Origin of the sequence: Novosphingobium sp. ES2-1, assembly GCF_015169775.1 — a bacterium.
Classification (GTDB): domain Bacteria; phylum Pseudomonadota; class Alphaproteobacteria; order Sphingomonadales; family Sphingomonadaceae; genus Novosphingobium; species Novosphingobium subterraneum.
Genome location: NZ_CP063449.1, coordinates 12,780 through 31,120, shown reverse-complemented (window position 1 = coordinate 31,120; position 18,341 = coordinate 12,780). Strand labels below are relative to the sequence as shown.

At 64.6% G+C, this 18,341-nt stretch carries 17 protein-coding genes; 14 read left to right on the top strand and 3 right to left on the bottom strand.

The annotated features are described in order from the left end of the window. Positions 1–31: 31 nt before the first annotated feature. On the top strand, positions 32–829 hold the full coding sequence (locus tag IM701_RS20795; protein WP_010890991.1) for a lytic transglycosylase domain-containing protein: 798 nt from the start codon (positions 32–34) through the stop codon (positions 827–829). On the opposite strand, the gene IM701_RS20790 is transcribed toward IM701_RS20795, so the two are convergent. The 3 genes from IM701_RS20790 to IM701_RS20780 all read right to left on the bottom strand — a co-directional run bounded on the left by IM701_RS20790 (position 796) and on the right by IM701_RS20780 (position 2,226). Further along, entirely contained in the window at positions 796–1,071 is a 276-nt protein-coding gene (locus tag IM701_RS20790) for a hypothetical protein (protein ID WP_010890990.1), read from the bottom strand. The genes IM701_RS20795 and IM701_RS20790 overlap by 34 nt on opposite strands. Before the next feature lie 10 nt (positions 1,072–1,081). Next, positions 1,082–1,603, bottom strand: a complete 522-nt coding sequence (locus IM701_RS20785) for a hypothetical protein (RefSeq protein ID WP_010890988.1) — start codon at positions 1,601–1,603, stop codon at positions 1,082–1,084. An 89-nt stretch (positions 1,604–1,692) separates the two neighbouring features. Beyond that, entirely contained in the window at positions 1,693–2,226 is a 534-nt protein-coding gene (locus IM701_RS20780) for a hypothetical protein (RefSeq protein ID WP_010890989.1), read from the bottom strand. Positions 2,227–2,390: 164 nt separating this feature from the next. Between IM701_RS20780 and IM701_RS20775 the strand changes: the two genes are divergently transcribed. The 13 genes from IM701_RS20775 (at position 2,391) to IM701_RS20715 (ending at position 18,285) form a co-directional block, all read left to right on the top strand. Then, a complete protein-coding gene (locus IM701_RS20775) occupies positions 2,391–2,705 on the top strand; it encodes a hypothetical protein (protein WP_010890987.1) in 315 nt (104 codons plus the stop codon). Positions 2,706–2,770: 65 nt separating this feature from the next. Next, a complete protein-coding gene (gene traL, locus IM701_RS20770) occupies positions 2,771–3,055 on the top strand; it encodes a type IV conjugative transfer system protein TraL (protein ID WP_010890986.1) in 285 nt (94 codons plus the stop codon). 13 nt (positions 3,056–3,068) lie between these two features. Beyond that, the gene (locus IM701_RS20765; RefSeq protein ID WP_010890985.1) at positions 3,069–3,692 is read left to right on the top strand and encodes a type IV conjugative transfer system protein TraE; all 624 of its coding nucleotides are present in this window, start codon (positions 3,069–3,071) and stop codon (positions 3,690–3,692) included. Next, a complete protein-coding gene (locus IM701_RS20760) occupies positions 3,692–4,486 on the top strand; it encodes a type-F conjugative transfer system secretin TraK (RefSeq protein ID WP_010890984.1) in 795 nt (264 codons plus the stop codon). The genes IM701_RS20765 and IM701_RS20760 overlap by 1 nt, the downstream gene beginning before the upstream one ends. Next, positions 4,486–5,862, top strand: a complete 1,377-nt coding sequence (locus IM701_RS20755) for a TraB/VirB10 family protein (protein WP_010890983.1) — start codon at positions 4,486–4,488, stop codon at positions 5,860–5,862. The genes IM701_RS20760 and IM701_RS20755 overlap by 1 nt, the downstream gene beginning before the upstream one ends. A gap of 10 nt (positions 5,863–5,872) precedes the next feature. Continuing rightward, positions 5,873–6,769 carry a DsbC family protein gene (locus IM701_RS20750; RefSeq protein ID WP_010890982.1) on the top strand — a complete coding sequence of 299 codons (897 nt, stop codon included), beginning with the start codon at positions 5,873–5,875 and terminating at the stop codon, positions 6,767–6,769. Then, a complete protein-coding gene (locus IM701_RS20745; protein ID WP_011906601.1) occupies positions 6,766–7,917 on the top strand; it encodes a hypothetical protein in 1,152 nt (383 codons plus the stop codon). The genes IM701_RS20750 and IM701_RS20745 overlap by 4 nt, the downstream gene beginning before the upstream one ends. Positions 7,918–7,923: 6 nt before the next feature. Further along, positions 7,924–10,461, top strand: a complete 2,538-nt coding sequence (locus IM701_RS20740) for a DUF5934 domain-containing protein (RefSeq protein ID WP_230487994.1) — start codon at positions 7,924–7,926, stop codon at positions 10,459–10,461. Between the two features lies 1 nt (position 10,462). Beyond that, positions 10,463–12,577, top strand: coding sequence for a conjugal transfer protein TraN (gene traN / locus IM701_RS20735; RefSeq protein WP_010890973.1), 2,115 nt, complete (start codon positions 10,463–10,465; stop codon positions 12,575–12,577). Continuing rightward, a complete protein-coding gene (locus tag IM701_RS20730) occupies positions 12,558–12,968 on the top strand; it encodes a hypothetical protein (RefSeq protein ID WP_010890972.1) in 411 nt (136 codons plus the stop codon). Before traN ends, IM701_RS20730 begins: the two co-directional genes overlap by 20 nt. Beyond that, positions 12,965–13,777 carry a thioredoxin family protein gene (locus IM701_RS20725; protein ID WP_039337882.1) on the top strand — a complete coding sequence of 271 codons (813 nt, stop codon included), beginning with the start codon at positions 12,965–12,967 and terminating at the stop codon, positions 13,775–13,777. Before IM701_RS20730 ends, IM701_RS20725 begins: the two co-directional genes overlap by 4 nt. Continuing rightward, a complete protein-coding gene (locus tag IM701_RS20720; protein WP_010890970.1) occupies positions 13,777–15,231 on the top strand; it encodes a conjugal transfer protein TraH in 1,455 nt (484 codons plus the stop codon). Before IM701_RS20725 ends, IM701_RS20720 begins: the two co-directional genes overlap by 1 nt. A 12-nt stretch (positions 15,232–15,243) precedes the next feature. After that, the gene (locus tag IM701_RS20715; protein ID WP_039337880.1) at positions 15,244–18,285 is read left to right on the top strand and encodes a conjugal transfer protein TraG N-terminal domain-containing protein; all 3,042 of its coding nucleotides are present in this window, start codon (positions 15,244–15,246) and stop codon (positions 18,283–18,285) included. The last annotated feature ends 56 nt before the right edge of the window (positions 18,286–18,341 follow it).

Sequence of the window (18,341 nt, the reverse complement as noted above, 5' to 3'; positions counted from 1 at the left end):
CTAGACTGCACGCCACCCGGAAAGGCGTGTCGTGATTTTGACTTACGCAAAAATAGTCGCAGTCGCTGCGATGGTCTTCGTTGCCCCTGCGAAGGCAAGGGAAGTGGATTTGTCTCGCTTCGCTCCTTCTGCCATTGCGGCCAGTGGCGGAGATGGTCCTGTCGAGGTTGCGCTACGCGCTCATTTGCAAGGTATCAGCCAACCTGTCTATATAATTGATAAAATTGGCAAAGGAGCCAGCGCAAGCCAGAACCCGCTGTCTTGTCCTGGGAATGGTTACCTCCAGACATGGTGGTTGCCGGCCGAGGTGGAGAAACGCCGAGCAACGTACTTTGAAGCGATGTCGCAAATCGCCTGCGAGAATGGCCTGCCCGCCAGCTTGCTGGATGCAGTTGTTGCCCAAGAGTCAGGATACAAGGCTTGGGCAATCAGCAGGGCCGGCGCAATGGGAATGATGCAGGTTATGCCCGGAACCGCCAGGCATCTGGAGCTATGGAACCCTTGGGACGCCTTGGCGAACATGCGCGCGGGCGCGCGATATCTTCGCCAGCAACTTGATCGTTTTGAACGCGTCGATCTCGCCCTGGCCGCCTACAATGCCGGACCAGAGCGCCGCTCCCTCACGCTGGGCTATATCCCAGCGATCCCCGAAACCCGCAATTACGTGCGAACCATCACAACCAACTGGCTCCGCCTTACCCAGCTCAATCGTCCAGATTCCAGCTCTCTTGCGCGAGCGACAGCAGCCAGCACAGCCGTCTGGGCATCAGGCTACCGCGAGGTTTCATTGGTCACCTACGACGGGACGAATTCCGCAAACCCGATATAGTGCGCATAGAGGATCGCAATGGCCAGAATGCACGGAAATCCGCAGAGGTAGCTGAGCTGAAAATGCAGCCATACCTTCGGGAACCACAGCCACCACCGCAGCCCCGAACCGGACGGCGGCGCGATCGTGCCCGCGCGGATATCGAAGATCGTTTTCAGCAGAGCGCAGCCTGAGCAAATCCCGGCCAAGAGGCCGACGGCCGCATAGAGCTGGGTCCACGCGGCGATGGTGTCGGGCCGCATGGAGGGCCGATCAAGCCTGTAGCGTCTGGTTGTTCTGCATGACCCGCTCCTGATGCGAGAGCAGCAGATCGTAGGCTCGCCGCGCCGCTTCGTGGATCACGGCCGGGCGCAGATCGACCTCGATCGAGCCGCGCCGACAGGTCAGGACCTCGAGATAGAAGCTCTTGAGGCTCTCGGTCGCCAGAAAGACCGATTGCTCGATGTAGGCCCGCGGATCGTGAAGCAGTGCCACGCAGAATTTCGCGCGAACATGATCCATCCCAAGCTCGCTGAAGATGCGATCTCGCAAGTCGTCGGAGAGCGGGTTGGTTTGCTTGAGGATCTTGTGCAGCTTCGGCCGCGAAATCTGCATCCGGTCAGCAAGGTGAGCCGGCAGAATGCCTTGTCGTACCAGCTCGTCGTTTATGAGTTGCTTGTACTGTTCCTGCTCGCCCTCGCGCGGTCCAGGACTGGCAAAAGCGAAGACGGGTTCACTGCCCGGTGGACTGCTCGGCTTGAAGACCGTCTCGGGCGTCAAGTTCCTGTGAGGCATTATCCATCCCTCCCAAGGCAAAAGGTCTATGGGATGGCATAACCTGTCAAGAGTCTTAAGAAGCGCGCAACTTGCCGCGTGGAAAATACCTAGAGCAGATTGTATTTTACCGCGAGGTATACCGCGAACGGCACGAGGATCTTGTCCAATCCCGGCTTTTCGCTGATTTCCTTCACCTTGGCGCGGACCGCATCGTAATCTCCGGACCACTCCGGGCCGACCTCGAGAAAGATCCGGATGTCCCCGCCGATCGCGTAATCCGCGAGGAAATCTTCGAGTTCCTGCTTCGATATCCCGTGGGATTTGAGGCGCAAGCAGGCGGCTTGGACAGTCATCCGCATCGTCTGAAACCGGCGGGATTCCTTGGAATAGGCCGCCATCGCATCGACCAGCAGGTCGAAGCACTGCTCGCTTACGAAGATGCGGACGTTGCGCGTTCCTGCGGCCATGGGTGGATATTCCGGTGCATGTGTCGGCAGGCACAATGGCTCCAAATTGTAAATTTGGCGAATCCGGGCCGGTGGAAGTGATTCGGGAAGGCCAATTCCTTGTTCGGCAATCACAATTCCCGATGCAGCAAACCGGATTGCGGAAAACGGAAACTTCAGTTCCCGATCCGGCAATTCCCATTCCCAAATTCGGAAACATAAGGTGCCTCCAAGTCCGCCTTGAGGAAATCATCCGATTCGTTTCCGGGCCGTAACGGACCTTTAATTGCTCCAGGCAGCGCCCCTCTGTTCATTCTGAAGGCCGTGACAATCACGGCGTTTGGAAAGGACATGGCAACATGAAACTCACGATGAAAGGGAAGGGGGCAAGCCTCCTCCAGGGGGCCGCAGTGGTCGCGGTCGCTGGCCTCTTCGGCAGCGAAGTGGCGATGGCGGGCGCCGACACCACGTTCAACACCGCGCTCACCAGCTTCACCGGCTTCCTTGAAGGTTCGGGCGGCAAGATCATCACCGTGCTGAGCCTCGCCGGCGGCATCGTCGGTCTCGCCTCGGGCCGGTTCAGCCTCGGCCAGGTCGCCATTCCCGTGGGGGTCGGCGTCGGAGCCGGCACGGGCGTGCCCATCGTCACCGCCGCGGTCACCGCGACGATCTGATCCAACCAGTCGTCCGCGCATGGCCGCAGGGCTTTGCGTGGGCGGACAAGAGGGTGGTGTCGTTCATGAATCGCTACACGGTTCCCGCGCATCTCGATGATCCGGAGCTGATCGGGTTTTGGACACTCGATGAGTTTCTCGCGATGATCGTTCCCTTCGCCTGGGGCATCCTGTCTCAACATATTTTCATCGGTCTATGTTCAAGCGTGCTGGCCTGGTGGGGATTGCGCAAGTTGAAGGCGGGACGAGCCGTCTCGTGGATCATTCATTCGGCCTACTGGTACCTGCCGGGTGCCTTTATGGGGCTGAGAGCGACGCCGCCCTCCCATCTTCGCCTGATGGCGGGCTGAGGACGGCACCGACATGGACCTCTCGATTTCTCACGGCCAGGCGCAGCGGCTCTTAAAGCAGCGCAACCTCCTCGCGATCACCGCGACCGGGCTGTTTGCCCTGAGCGTGGTGTTGACGTTCACCGCCGCGCACCGCGACCGCGAAGTGGTGCTGCAGCCGGTGCTGGCGAAGCCGCTGACGCTGTCCTCGAGCCACATCGACAAGGATTACCTTGAGCTCGTCACGCGCGATGCCGCGCTGCTGACACTCAACCGCTCGCCGTCCAACCTGCAGTACTGGATGGATTCGATCCTGGCGATCACCGATCCCAGAACCCACGGCCGGATGAAGGCCGAACTGATGAAGATCTTCAACGAGCAGAACGGCTCGAATGTCTCGCAGTTCTTCACGATCGAGAACCTCTCTGTCGATCCCGAGGCACTGACCAGCGAGGTCAACGGCGTGCTGCACACGGTGGTCGGCTCCAAGGAGGTGACCTCCGAAGCCCGGACCTTCCGCTACGTGTGGAGCTACTCGGGCGTCAGCCTCAAGCTCGCCGGGTTCGGGCGCGTGACCAAGGATCCGTCGGGCAAGGTCATCGACGCCAAGGGCGCGGGCAGCGCGCAATCAGACAATAGCGACGGGGGAGAGGCGTGATGGCCGAACTGGGTTGGGGCGCGATCGGGGTGGGCAGCGTGCTCGCCGGACGGCCCTATGCAATCAATGGCCGCCCGGTTGGCGCCGCGCTCATCTGCTTCGGTGCGCTGTGCCTTGCCGCACCCGCCATGGCCGACCAGAGCATTCCCGCTGCTGACAATGGTACGGTCGCCTGTGTCGCCTCGGCGAAGGACCTCACCCGGATCAGCCTTGCGGGAGACCAGTTCGCCTCGGTCTCGAAGATCAGCACCGGCAACCCGGCCGAGGACTTCAAGATCGTCAACGAGCCCGTGCGCGGGGACATCTACATTTCGGTGCCCGATGGCTTCACCAAGCCCAACCTCTCGTTCTTCGGCACGACCCGAAAGGGCTACGTCTACAAGTTCCTCTGCCAGGTCCGCGGCAACGACGCCGAGCAGGTCTTCGTCACCAACACGGCGATCAAGACCGAGGCCGCGCGCGATTGGGAAGTGCGCTCTTCGCCCGAGGATGCCGCCGTGCGCCTCGCGCAAGCCATGTATCGCAGCGAGACCATCGAAGGCTTCGAGATCAGGCAAAGCGTGCTCGAGCCGGTCGCGGTCGGCAAGCTCGAGGTCCAGCAGGTCGGCGAATACCGCGGCGCTGACCTCAAGGGACTGATCCTCAAGGTCCGCAACACCGGCGCAAAGCCGCTCACTCTCGATGAGAACCTGCTCGCCGCGCGCGGCAGCGTCGCCTTCATGACCCCGGTGAGCGAGCTCGCGCCCGGCCAGGCGGCCGCTGTCTACCTCATCCAATCGAATGGAGGCCAGTGATGGACTGGAAGAACCCGTTCCGCAAAGGCCCCAAGGCGCTCGACGGTCCCGCAACCCACCCTGGAAGTGGTGACGCCTCGCCGCTCGGCGATGCAATCGTGGCCAATGAGGCGGTCAGGAAGAAGCAGATGCTGCTGCTCGGCGCTGGCGGTCTTGCCGCGCTTGTCATCGGCTCCTCGTGGATCTTCGCCGGCGATCACAAGAGCAGCGACGCCAGCGTCAAGCGGCAGGTCGCCGACGTCTCGGTCGACGAGATGGTCAACAAGAACATGGCCGAGAAGGAGTGGCGTGCCCAGTCCGAGGCGCAGATGATGTCGATGGACACCAACATGCGCGCGCTCGCTGCCCGTGCGCAGCGGGCCGACCAGTTGGAAGCGCAGCTGGCCCAGGGTCAGGCAGCGCAGAGCACGTCAGGCGGCGGGATATCTCCCGACACCGAGCGGGTGCTTTCCGCCTACCAGAACGAGAATGAGCAGTTGAAGGCAGCGCTCGCAGCCGCGCGCCAGTCGCCGGTCATGGGTGCCGGCGCGACACCGGTCGGACCCAACGCGCTTTACGGGCGGACCAGCCCACCGAGCTACCAGACCGCGCCCAGCACGCCTGCCGGGCAAGCCGCAATGGCCGCGGCGGGACTCCCGGCAGGGCGCGGGAGCGAGGTCAGCCTGGTCTCGTTCAACGAGGGCGCAAGCGGAACCGGAAGCCCGGTCCCCAAGGGCAACACTGTCTTCACCGACAGCGCCAATTACCTGCCGCCGAACTCGATCGCGGTCGCCAAGGTCATAGTCGGGGTCGATGCGGCCGCCGGCGTCCAGAGTCAGACCGATCCCCTGCCGGTCGTGCTGCGCATCACCGGCCCTGCGCGCTCGGTCTACGACAACGGGCGGCTGCTCACGACCAATATCGCCGGATGCCTGGTCAACGGCGCGGCGCGCGGCGACCTCTCGAGCGAGAAGGTCTACGTCAAGCTGCAGCGCATGACCTGCCCGCAGCCCAATGGCCGTTACGCGGTCTCGGACGTCAAGGGCTTCATCGCCTTCGGCGGCAAGACCGGGGTCAGGGGGAGGGTGGTCAGCCGGGAAGGTTCGCTGATCGGCCAGGCCTTCCTTGCCGGTCTCGCCGGCGGCTTTGGCCGCGGCTTTGCCGCCAACACCAATTCGACGCTCACCGGAACAAACGTCAACGTCAATGGGCAGCGCCAGAAGCTCGGCACCGGCGACATCCTCGAGGGCGGGCTCGGCGAAGGCATCGCCACCTCGGGCGACATGGTCAGCAAGTACCTGATCGAGCGGGCCGAACAGTACCAGCCCGTGATCGAGATGCCGACCGGGATCGATGTCGAAATCGTGTTTCTCGAAGGCGTGTTCATCAACGGGTGAGGAGGGTGCAATGAAGCTGAAGTCCTTGAAGTCATTCCATCTGGCGCGGCCCCGCCTTGGCCAGGTCCTGATGCCGCTCGCCGCGATCGCGCTCGGTAGTGGCGGCTCGCTGGTCTGGGCGAACGCCGGCACCGGTGATGCCGCAACTGCCCAACATGCCCCAAGCGAGGCGGACCAGGCGGTGACCGCGCTCCTGAAGCAGCGCCTGCCGCGCACCCAGGTCTCCCGCGTCAATTGCCAGGTGGTCGATGGGGTCTGCGAAGTGACCGCAGGCTCGCAGCTGTTCTACGTCGACAAGACCGCGCGATATCTCCTGATCGGGCGGGTCTACGACATGCAGACCCGCCAGGACCTGACTGCGGTCCGGCTGCTCGAGGTCAACCCCGATCTCCTCGTCGGCGGCGCTGCGGGGAGCAAGCAGGAAGCCCAGGAAGTCGAGACCCCACGCCGCGGCGTCAGCACGCCGGCGGCGAGCGGTGCCCCCCGGATGATGTCGCTCGCCGCACTGCCCGAGGCGGGCGGCATTGTCTGGGGAGCAAACTCGGGGCCGACCGTGACCGTGTTCAGCGATTTTCGCTGCGGCTACTGCCGGGCGCTCTCGGGCGTCCTCGAAAACATGAACGTGCGGGTGATCGAGCGGCCGATCTCGGTGCTCGGCAGCCGCGATCTTGCCAACCAGGTGTTCTGCGCGCGCGATCGCCGCAAGGCGGTCAAAGCCGCCTATGCCGGGGCGCCGATAACAGACACGCGCGCCTGCGACACCTCGCCGCTCGATGCCAACGAGGCCTTCGCGCGCCAGCAGGGCCTTGCCGGAACCCCGGTCATCGTCCGCTCGGACGGCGCGGTGATCGAAGGCTTCCGCCCGCGCGAAGTGCTCGAGCAGTGGCTGAAGGGCGCCAAGTCGTGACCGCGCTCAGCTCCAAGCATCTTGCGAGCCTCACGCGCGCAGTCGCGCGGCGCTCTTGTGGGCGAGTCTCGCTGCCGCGGGTGGAGCTCAGCCGCGCCGAAGCAATCCAGCTGTGGCAGGATCTCGTCCTTGCCACTGCGGTTCCGCGAGGCGTGCTGCTCACGCCTCGCGAACAGGCATTGCTGGGCAAGCGCGCGTGGGCGCGCTCGGCGGGCCATGTCGCGCTTGGTGAGGCTCCGCTGTCGCGCCAATCGGGCCTCGCCATCTGGCGGCTCGCGATCCGGCTTGGGGATCTTGCGGCGCGGCGATCGCCAAACCCCGTCACCCGGGCTGCAAGCATCGCGGCCATCGGACTCGCGGCTACCCAGCTCGCCGCCTGCACCTCGCTGTTCGGCGGCAACATCAAGGGCAGCTTTGCCTGCAGCGCACCAGGCGGGACCTGCGCGCCTTCGACGGTGATCGACGACCAGGCGCTGTCGGTGATCCAGAATGCCCGGCCGATGACCCCGGCAGGGCCGTACATCCGCCAGCCCGCCGCCGCCAAGCCGGTTACTGCGTCGTACACGCCGTCGGGTTCGGGCCGCATCACCTCGGCCGGCGGCGGCATGGTCCACCGCGAGCGCCGCGTGCTCAAGGTGGTGTTCCCCTCTTTCGTCGATGGTGGTGGCAATCTCCACGAACCGCGGATCATCCACGCAGTGGTCGACAACGGCGCCTGGATGGAGCTGTCCTCGGGCGAGCCCAATATCGGCGAGCAGGTCGAGGGCAGGGCAGTTAGCCTCGCGAGCGCGGCATTCGTGCCGGCACCGGTACCCGTCGCCCCGATCGCCCAGGACGCTGGGTCACCCACTCCCAAAGCAATAGATGCCGCGCCTTCCGGGCCGCCGCGCCCCGAGGCCGTTGCGGCGGCGCGCGCCAAGGGTGCCGCGCTCCAGTCGGGCAATGCGATCGAGGCGATTCAGGCTCAGGTGCAGGCGCGTCTCGCGCCCACTGCGAAAGCGCACGTCCCGGCAGCAGCGGTACGTGCGGCGCCCAGTAGTGCGGTGCCGACCCCAGCTCCGGCTTCCGCCTCGGCGGTCAGCGCCGCTCCGGCGGCGACCAAGCCCGCCAATGGCCCCGCCGCCTTTCCGGCCAAGGTCGAGGAGTAAGCGACGATGGCCTCGCACGGGTTCTGGGACCGGTTCCTCGATATGCTGTTCGGCGAAAGCGCGCATCCGGAGGCGGAGCGCCCGGTGCTCGGCGCGCCGATGCTGTCGAACTGGCTGCCCTATCGAAGCTACGACAAGAAGCACGGCCTGTTCATCAACACGGACTCGCTCGGGTTCATTCTCGAGCTGGCCCCGATGATGGGCGCAGACGAGCGCAGCGGCGAGCTGCTGACCCAGTTTCTGTCGGACGCCGTGCCCTCGGGCTGCGAGATCCAGCTGATCCACTGGCAGAGTCCCTCGGTTGGCGAACGCATCGCTGATTGGGTGATGCCGCGCGTGGTCGCCAAGGGGGTCTATGGCCGCGCGGCGATGCACCGGGCGCGCTGGCTGCGCCGCGCCGCCTGGATGTCGATCTCGCGCGACGCACCGTTTTACCTGCGCAACACCCGGGTGATCCTCTCGGTCGGTGCCCGGCTCAGTGGCCCGATCGGGGCCGACACGCTCGCCTCGGTGCGCGACAGTCTTCACGGGACGCTGCAGTCGCTCTCGATCCCGGCCCGCGACATGGGACCGGTCGAACTGATCGCCTTCCTCGACGATTTTCTCTGCCCGGCGGTCGATAACGCCGACAAGCCCGAACACTATTCCGAGCTCGATCCGATCAACGTCCAGTGCGTGCGGCGCGATCTCGAAACCCAGGTCACCCCTGACCGGATCGTGCTCCAGACCGAGCGCTTCCGCCCCACTGGCGAGCGCCAGGACGGCGCGCCGGTGATCGGCGAGGTCGTGCCCGACAAGTTCGACTGGCGCTTCTTCTCGGTGCGCAACCTCCCCAAACAATGGGCGCCGTGGGACGTCCAGAAAATCATCGGCGACGTCATCAACGACAAGCTGCGCTTCGGCTGCAACGTCATGACCGTGCTCGGGCTCGTCTACCAGGACGAGGAAGCGGTCGCCTCGCGCGCGGGCCTCAAGGTCATGCGCACCACCAGCCTTGCCGACAGCCGCTCGGCGCGCTTCCTGCCCCAGCTCTCCGAGCAGCGCGACGAATGGCAATACGTTCAGGCCGAGATCCGCCAGGGCCGCAAGCTCGCGCAGGTCTACTACGGCGTCGGCGCGCTCTCGCCCTTGGGCAAGGGCGACATCAACGAGCGCATGGTGAAGTCGGTCTACAAGGCCTGCGGGTGGGACCTCATCGACGAGCGCTACCTCCAGGTGATGGGGCTGCTCGCAGCGATGCCGCTGTCGCTCCCCAATGGGCTCTCGGCTGACCTGAAGCGCATGAAGCGCTTCAAGACCATGCTCACCACCACCGCGGCCTCGATCGCGCCGCTCCAGGGCGAGCACACCGGCGGGCACATCCCGCACGTTCTGCTCATCGGCCGGCGCGGGCAGCCGTTCTTCTGGTCGCCGTTCCAGAACGCGGCGGGCAATCACAACGTCGCCGTTTTCGGCAAGTCGGGCTCGGGCAAGTCGGTATTCCTGCAGGACGTCTGTGCCGCGATGTCCGGCGCGGGGGCCAAGGTCATCGTGATCGATGACGGCCGCTCGTTCGAGCACATGGTCAAAGCCTTCGGCGGCGCTTTCGTCGAGTTCAAGCTATCCTCTGGCTTCTCGCTCAATCCCTTCGACATGATCGACGGCGAGGCGCTAGCGAGCGACGAGGACGGCGAGGACTATGAGGTCGAATGCCTCGCGATGCTCAAATCGATCGTCGGCCAGATGGCGCGCCAGCAGGACCGCTTGTCCGACACCGAGCGCGGGCTGATCGATTCCGCGGTGAGCACGGTCTGGCGCGAGAAACAGCGCCATGGGACGATTGACGATGTTGCCGCGGCGCTGCGCGCGCTGCCTTCGCCCTATGCCGGCGATCTTGCCGATGCGATGTCGCCGTTCCTAAAAGGCGGCACCTATGGCCGCTTTTTCGAAGGCGCCTGCTCGATCGACCTCTCGGCCGGGCTCACCGTGTTCGAGCTCTCCGACCTCTCCTCGAAGCCCGAACTGCGCTCGGTCGCGCTGACCGCGCTCATGTTCCTGACACTTCGGGTGATGCGCGATCTCGACCGCTCGGTGCCCAAGCTGACGATGATCGACGAAGCCTGGCAACTCCTTGGCGGCGGGCAGATGGGCCAGGCGATCGAGACCTATGCCCGCACCTGCCGCAAATATGGCGGCTCGCTGATCACAGCGACCCAGTCGCTCAACGACTTCTACAAGTCGGAAGGTTCGCTCGCCGCACTCGAAAACTCGGACTGGTCGATCGTCCTCCAGCAGAAGGAAGAGACGATCAACGATCTCGCCAAGCACCAGCGCTTCGAGATGGACCATTACACGGAAAGCCTGCTCCGCTCGCTGACCTTCGTCGCCGCGGGCCGCGAGTACGAGCTCTGCGACGGGCTCGACTGCACCAGCGCCACTCCCGACCACGACCGGCTCACCGGCAATGTCACAGTCGAGTTCGCGCTCGAGAGTTTTGCAGGTGGCCGCGGGCCCGGCGCCGGCGTCGCGCGCATCGCGCTCGCCCAGCTCAACAAGGGTCATTGAGATGCGCGCGCCGCGCCTTGCTGGATTTGCGCTTGCCGGGATGGTGCTGCTCGCCGCGGCCGGCGCACAAGGACAGGTCTACATCCCCCCGCCCGACGATCTGGTCGAGCCGCAACCGCCGCTCCCGCCCGCGATTGATCCCGGCGTGCCCGCTCCCGCCCCGCCGCCTCCTTCCGCGCCTGCCACCATGACCGTGGACGAGGCCAAGGCCGAGGCTCGGGCGACCGGATCGAGCGTGCGCGGCGCCTACCAGGGGATCACCGATGCCCCGGGTGCGGCCGGGCAGATACCGGGGTATCAGGCGGAATATCCCGGACTCACCCAGTATTACGACAATCCCGGCAACATGTACGCCGATGGGGCGGCGGCCGGCGTGAATAGCAATGCCTACCGCACCGCCAATTCGACCACGCGGCCGACCGTCGATGTCACCCGCGCCGACCTGTCCCGCGCCAACACCGTGACCGACGATCCCAATGCCTACTTGTCTGGCATGAGCGCGGACGGGTCGACCGGCAATTGCGTCCCGCTGCCGCCGAGTCCGGGGACCACCAACACTGCCGAATGGACCTGCAATGTCGGCTCGAGCGTGGTCGAACAGCCCAAGACCTGCACCCGCAGTCTCACCGTCGCGCCATGGAACGAGACGCTCTACCAGTACCTCTGCGTCACGGCCCCTGGCTTTCCGGGCTGCGCCTCGCTTGAGGGCAACGCCCTGTGCCGCAAGACCGGGACCTTCCCTGTTCCCGACTATAACCTCACGGTCGACTACTACGACTGCGACGCAGGCGTCAGTGATCCCAACGTCTACCTCATGGGCACGGTGGCCAAACCGCCGCCGGCGGACGCCTTCCAGGTCGTGAGCAACGTCTATCGCTGCAACAACGAAGGGATCACCGATGCGCTGACCTTTGATCCCGTGACGGGTTTTCCCGTCCAATATGTGAGCGGGCTTCAGCAGTGCGGGGCGATATCGGCGGAGCCGAGCTGTACCCAAACCACCGCCTCCGCGGCAGGCCTCACCGACCGCCAGCTCTGCAAGACCTGGGATTTCATCGGCGATCCGTTCGGGGGAGGGGGCTACCTCACTTGCCTTGAGCCCGCTTCGCTAGAAGCGGTCTATTCGTGCAGCACCAATGTCGCCGGCATCGTGCCCGAAAGCTCGGTATCGAAGTGGTTCACCCAAGTCTGGACCGACAATGCCTGCTCGGTCGATCTTGGCACCTGCACCCTCGCTGCCGAGACCTGCACTGCCCCCAATGAAACCCGCCTGATCGATGGCGTGCCGGTCACGCGGGCCTGCTGGGAGACGGCGAAGACCTACCAGTGCCAGACCGTGGTGGGCGGCGGCAACGACTGCGGCAAGCTCGATGCAACCCCCGGCTGCATGTTCGACCACGAGACCTGTCTCGACGATCCGCCCAGCGGAGATGGTTCGTGCAAGGTCGCCGAGCGTGTCTACAAGTGCCCGATCCCGGGATCGACGAGCCAGCCTGCGCAGTACATCTGCGGGGACGACGTCTACTGCGTCAATGGCGACTGCGAGCCGATCGTTCGCGAGGCCTCCGACGAGTTCAAGGACGCGGTCGTGGCGCTGAACGCGCTCGGACAGGCCAATTCCGAGTTCGACGAAAGCACGCTGACGCTGTTCAAGGGCACCGCCGAGAGTTGTGCGCACAAGGTCTTCGGTCTCGCCAACTGCTGCTCGGGGAAGGGCGTCCCGCTCCTCGTTCCGCTGCTGTGCAGCCCGGCCGAGGTGCTGCTCGATCAGAAGGACGATGCAGGGCTCTGCCACAAGATTGGCACTTACTGCTCGTCGAGCTTCCTTGGCATCTGTCTTTCCAAGCGCGATGTCTATTGCTGCTTCCTCTCGAAGATCAGTCGGATCCTCCAGGAGCAGGGCCGGCCCCAGATCGGCAAGACATGGGGAACGCCGAAGAAGCCCGTCTGCGACGGCTTCACCATTTTCGAGTTCCAGCAGCTCGACCTCTCGGTGATGGATTTTTCCGAAATCTACGCGGAGTTCGTCGATGCGGCGAAGCTCCCCGACGAAGCCGCCACGCTCATCGAAATCCAGGCAAAGATCGAGGCCTATTATGCCGCGCACAAGCCCTGAGCCCGCCACGAATCCTGTGCCCGAAAGCGGCGCGCGCGTGGTCGCGTTCGGGGCCTACGCCGCAGCCCCCGATCTGACCGTGCTGGAGTTCTGCGTCGGCATGGCGCTCGCTCGCAAGGGGCCGCTGACCGCGCGCGGGATCGCTGCCGAAATCTCGGCCTGGTTCGACCACCCGGTTCGCGCGCGCAGCCTCAGCGCGCAGCTCGATGCCATCGTCCGGCGGGGATGGGCGCGACTTGAGGCCGGAACCTACACGATCGCCGATGCCGGGAGCGAGGCGCTGTCCGGCTTCTACTGCGCGCTTGTACGCCTGCTCGATGGCGGCCGCCGGCTGCTCGACCTCGGCGTCTTCATGTCACTGATCAAGGAATTCGAGAGGAGCGGATCATGAACCACCGCCAATGCATTGCCCTGCTTGCCGCCTCCAGCGTCGCGCTTACCGGGACCGCACCGCTGCGCGCCTCCGAGGGCGACGGTGTCGAGGTGCGGCAGTCCGAGGACGCGCTCTACTGCAAGGAGAGGAAGCTCGGCACCTGGTTCTACTGCGAGAAGCCCAAGGAGGAGCCGCGCAAAGCTGCTGCTGCGCAGCCACCAGCGCGCGAGCGACTGGCCGCAATCGGGACCCAGCTTGAAGAACTGAAGGCGCGCGCGATCCTCGAGCCGAGCCCGGAGAACGTCACCGCCTATGTCCGCTTCCAGCGCGAACAGCTCGACCGCTCCTCGATGTTCGCCGACGTCTGGCAGCGCGCGCTGTGGCAGGATCCCGGGCTCGACTACACGCTGCAGCGCCCGGTCTCGACGCTCGGCAAGCGCGCCTGGATCGACGAGCGCAAGACCGACCGCGACCGGGTCATGGCCACTCTCTCGCAGCGCTACGGGGTGTTCTACTTCTTCGCCTCGAGCTGCGGCGCCTGCGACATCTTCTCGCCGATCCTCAAAGCCGTCTCGGACAAGTACGGCCTCGCGGTGCTCGCGGTCTCCACCGATGGCGGACCTTCCTCGACCTTCCCCGGCTACATGGTCGACAGCGGGCAATACGAGAAGCTCGGGCTTGGCACCGACCGCCAGGTGCCCGCGCTGGTGCTGTTCGATTCAGTCACCAAGCAGCCGATGCCGATCGGCTACGGAATCCTCAGCCAGGACGAGATCATGGACCGCGTCTTCCAGCTGACGCAGGTCAAGGTGGGGAGCGACTACTGATGCGCGCCCGTCGCTTCGCCCGCCGCCTCCATGGAGCCTCGCGCCGCGCACTTGGCACAGTCCTCGGTGCCGCGGTTCTGCTCGCTTCGCCCACACCCGCCTCGGCCGGGGTCGAAGGCGAGATGCAGAGCTTCATGTCCGACATGGGCGTCCAGGCCAATGTCACCGGTCCCAGCGCCTACCAGGGCCAGTCGGCGGGCTATTATTCGATGGGCTCGGTCTGGTCGCGCTTCCCGCAAAAGAACATCCAGCCCTTCAACCTCCAGTTGCCCCACGCGCGCGCCGGGTGCGGCGGCATCGACCTCTTTGCCGGGTCGTTCTCGTTCATCAACACCGCCGAACTTGTCGCCATGCTGAAAGCGACCGCGAACAACGCGCTCGGCTTTGCCTTCAAACTCGCGATCGACACGATCTCGCCCGAGATCGGCAAGGTCATGGATGAGCTGGCGCAGAAGGTTCAGCAGATGAACCAGATGAACATCTCGTCCTGCGAGACCGCGCAGGCGCTGGTCGGCGGCCTCTGGCCGAAGAGCGATACGGCGAGTTCGGTCATCTGCGAGGCGATCGCCAACAGTCAGGGCGCGGTCTCCGACTGGGCCCGCGCGCGCCAGCAGTGCAACAACGGCGGCCAGCGCGAAGCCTTGAAAAGCGCCAATTCCGACCCGGACATGAAGGAACAGGCCGGGATGCCCAACAATTACACCTGGGCGGCATTGGGCAAGAAATACGGTGGGTTCGACACCCAGTTCCGCGAGTTCCTGATGACCCTCGTCGGGACCGTGATCTACGATCCGGCCGGTAATGGCGGCAAGCCGAGGGTCCAGTTCATCGGCCCGGCCGACCCGGCGCTGATCAGCGCCATGCTCGACGGCACCTCTTCCACCCCGCACAAATACTGGAGCTGCGGCGGCGATAGCGCCAAGTGCATGGCGCCGAGCGAGATCGACATGGTGATCGGGCCTAATGCAGCGATCAAGGCGCGGGTGCGCACGCTGATCGAGAGCATGGCCTTGAAAGTGCGCGATCCCGGCGCCTCGTTGACCCCGGCCGAGATCCAGCTCCTCGGCATGGCGAGCGTGCCGGTCTACAAGATCATCACCGTGAGCGCAGCGGCCGAGTTCGGCATCTCCGCGCAGGAGATCAACGACCTTTCCGAAATAGTCGCGGTCGATCTCGTCACCACCATGACCATGCGGTTCATCGACATGGCAGTGAACGCGCGTTCGGACTTCAACGGGGCTGATGCGGATAGCTTACGCGAATGGCGCGAGGGGCTTTACGAGACCCGGCGCAATTTCCTCGGGATCGCGGCGCGCACCTCGCAGCGCTTCGACCAGACCTTTGCGCTGATCCAGCGCACGCAGATGCTCGAAAAGACCCTGCGTACCCAGCTCTCGCCCCAGATGTCGGCCGCGCTGCGCTTCTCGCGCACGCTCGGCAGCCAGGTCCAGTAAGGGGCGGCGGAGATGCTCGAGGTCTTCACGGTCGGGGGCGGCGACTACCTCGTCAACACCTTCAACGCGATCGCCGCCTGGACCGGCTCGGGCGGGTTCAAGTCGCTGATCCGCGTCGTCATGGTGATGGGGCTGATCTACGCGCTCCTCATTACCGCGATGGACCTCGACTGGCGCGCGTGGTTTCGCTGGTTCATCCAGTCGACGCTGATCTACACCGTGTTGATGGTCCCGACGGTGACGGTGAAGGTCACCGACCGTGTCAATCCCGGGCTTGCGCCCGCCACGGTCGCCAACGTGCCGATCGGGCTCGCAGCCATGGCCTCGTTCACCAGCCAGATCAGCGACTACCTGACCCGCACGGCCGAGACAGTCTTCGTCATGCCTGCTGCGCTCAATTACTCGACCGGCGGCTTCGTTTACGGCGCGCGGATGTGGGACAAGGCGCGCGGGTTCGAGATCCGCGATCCGGTGTTCAAGGCCAATGTCGACGGCTATCTCAAGCAATGCGCTTATTACGACATCCTGCTTGGCACCAAGAGCCTCAAGCTGCTGAGCGAAGCGCCCGACCTCTGGGCCGAACTCGGGGTCAATGCCGCAACCAACCGCGGCATGAAGTACCTGACCGATACCGGCACCGGCACGGTCGATATCGAGGGCAAGACCTGTGCGCAGGCCTGGACGCTGATCAACAACCAGTGGGACAACCAGATCAACGCCTATGCGCTGCCATTTGCGCATACGATGTACCCCAAGCTCACCGAGGCCGCGGCAGGGGCAAAGCTCGCCGCCGACGTGCCGGTGGTCTCGCAATTGCTCACCGGCACCGCGATGACGCGTAACCAGTTCTTCAAGCAGAAGAGCATGGTCGACGCTTTCGAGGCCGCCCAGCTCGACTTCGGCAATGCCGATGCCGATTCCTTCGCGCTCCAGCGCGCGGACACCCAGACCCGCAACGCGATGACGACGGCAGCCGAGCAGGGGCTCATCTGGATTCCGGTGCTTGGCGTGGTCCTGACCGTGGTCTTTTACGCTCTGTTCCCGATCGTCTTCCCGCTGCTGTTGTTCCCGCGCACCGGCATCGCGACCCTGAAGGGCTACTTCTCGGGCTTCTTCTACCTCTCGGCCTGGGGACCGATCTACGTTCTCATCCACTCGTTCATCATGGACCGCCTGGCCTCCCAGACCGCAGCGGTTTCAGCAGGCAGCGTGAACCTCGCCAACTGGGCGGGAATCGATGCGGTCAATCAGGACATCGCCACGATGGCGGGGTTCCTGATGCTGTCGGTGCCGATGCTGGCGCTGATGGTCATGCGCGGAACCATGTCGGTTGCGAACAACCTTGGCTCGATGCTCGCCCCGGTCCAGGCTGGCTCGGATGCCGCGGCGCTCGAGCGGACCACCGGCAACTACGCCTATGGCGATGTCAGCTACGGCAATCTCAACGCAGACAACCGGCAGATGTCGCAGTGGAATCAGGCGCCGAACTTGCTGGCAGGTGCAGGGCATTCTGGCTTCCGCGAAGCGGACGGGCGCATGTTCAACGAATATGGCTCGGGTTATTCGGTGATCGACACCAATGCAGCGATGTCCCAATTGCCGTTCAAGCCCACGATGACGCGGGGCTATGCGACCGACCTCAGATCCCAGGGCCAATGGTATCTCAATGAGGCCGACAAGATCGAAAACGGCACCTCAAGCAGTTGGACCAGCTCGAAAGGCCAGTTTGGCAGCGCGGTCACCGCGACCAGCGATGTGTCGGGAGCGCGGCGCGAAAGCGGTTCGCGGGCATCGGACACTCACAATGTGGGCGGCAACGTCGTCGTCGAAGGCGCCAAAGGCAGCTCAACGCGGGAGGTCACTAACAACGACCTGATCCTTCGCGAGGGCAATAACCGCTCATCGAGCGATTTCAGCAGTCGCACATTTGGTTCAGGCTTGTCGCTGACTGGTACCGGAACGGTCGGCACCCCTCTGGAATCGGAAGTGGGTAGCGGCGTGTCTGCCTCTCTTTCCGGCTCTCTTTCCGGTCGCCGTGAAAGCGGCGATAATGCCAGCGCAGGATCCGAGCGTTCAGCAACGAACCAGACCACGCGCGGCACCGACAAATCCGACGAGACGAGCGATCGCATGGTGGTCAGCGGGTCGAGCGGCGATATCCAGTCTTCGGGCACCTACAGCCAGAGCTCGGACTACACTGACCATAGCCGTTCGCGAACCAGCACCGATGGCAGCGATTGGCGGATTGGCGAGGCCGAGGAACGGCGCGCCGCTGCTGCTCGCTACCGCGAGATCGGCAGCCGGATGATGTCAGAGGCGAGTTACGCCGAAAGCCACGGCTTCCAGATCTCGAGCGACATGTCCAACCTGATCCAGGATCGCTATGAGACACTCCAGCGCGAGCACCCGGAGTGGCACCTGCCCGATCTCTCCAACCCGCGGCTCGACTATCGGGATGTGACGCGCCGCGACCAGGCCATCACCTATATAATGGACGACCTGATGGGTGACTTGCGCGCTCACCGGATCGACGAACTCAGCGATGTTGCCGGGATCGCTGGCGTGGGATCGCTTGGGACCAATGCCGATCTCGGTATGCCGCAAACGCCTGCGCTTCCATCCGCCCCGCGCACGGAGGGGCTGGTTCCTTCGCCGCTCGAAGGCGGCACGCTGCTCGCGGTGCCCGATGGTCCAGTCGATGGCGCCGCCCTTGCGCGCGACCTTGGCATCAAGGTCAAGCCTGGCGCGAGGCTCGGCCGCATGGATGGAGACCTTGTGCCCGCAATGGGAGTGGTGGCTGAAGAGGCCCGTTCGCTTGGCCTGCCAACCCCGGTGGTGACGTCGGGCAATGACAGCAGCCAGCACATGGCCGGGTCAGCGCACTATGACGATCGCGCTCTGGACTTCAGGGGCAACAACATTTCAGACGAGCAGGGCGAGCGCTGGGCTTCGCAGGTTCGGTCACGGCTTGGTGACGGATATGCCGTTCAGTTCGAGCGCTTCCCTGACAAGCCCGAGCGTGATCACCTGCATGTTGCTAAGAGACGAACCTGACTTTCAACCGAACAGGTGAGAGGCCGAAGCCAACGCTATCCCGACTATCACCATCA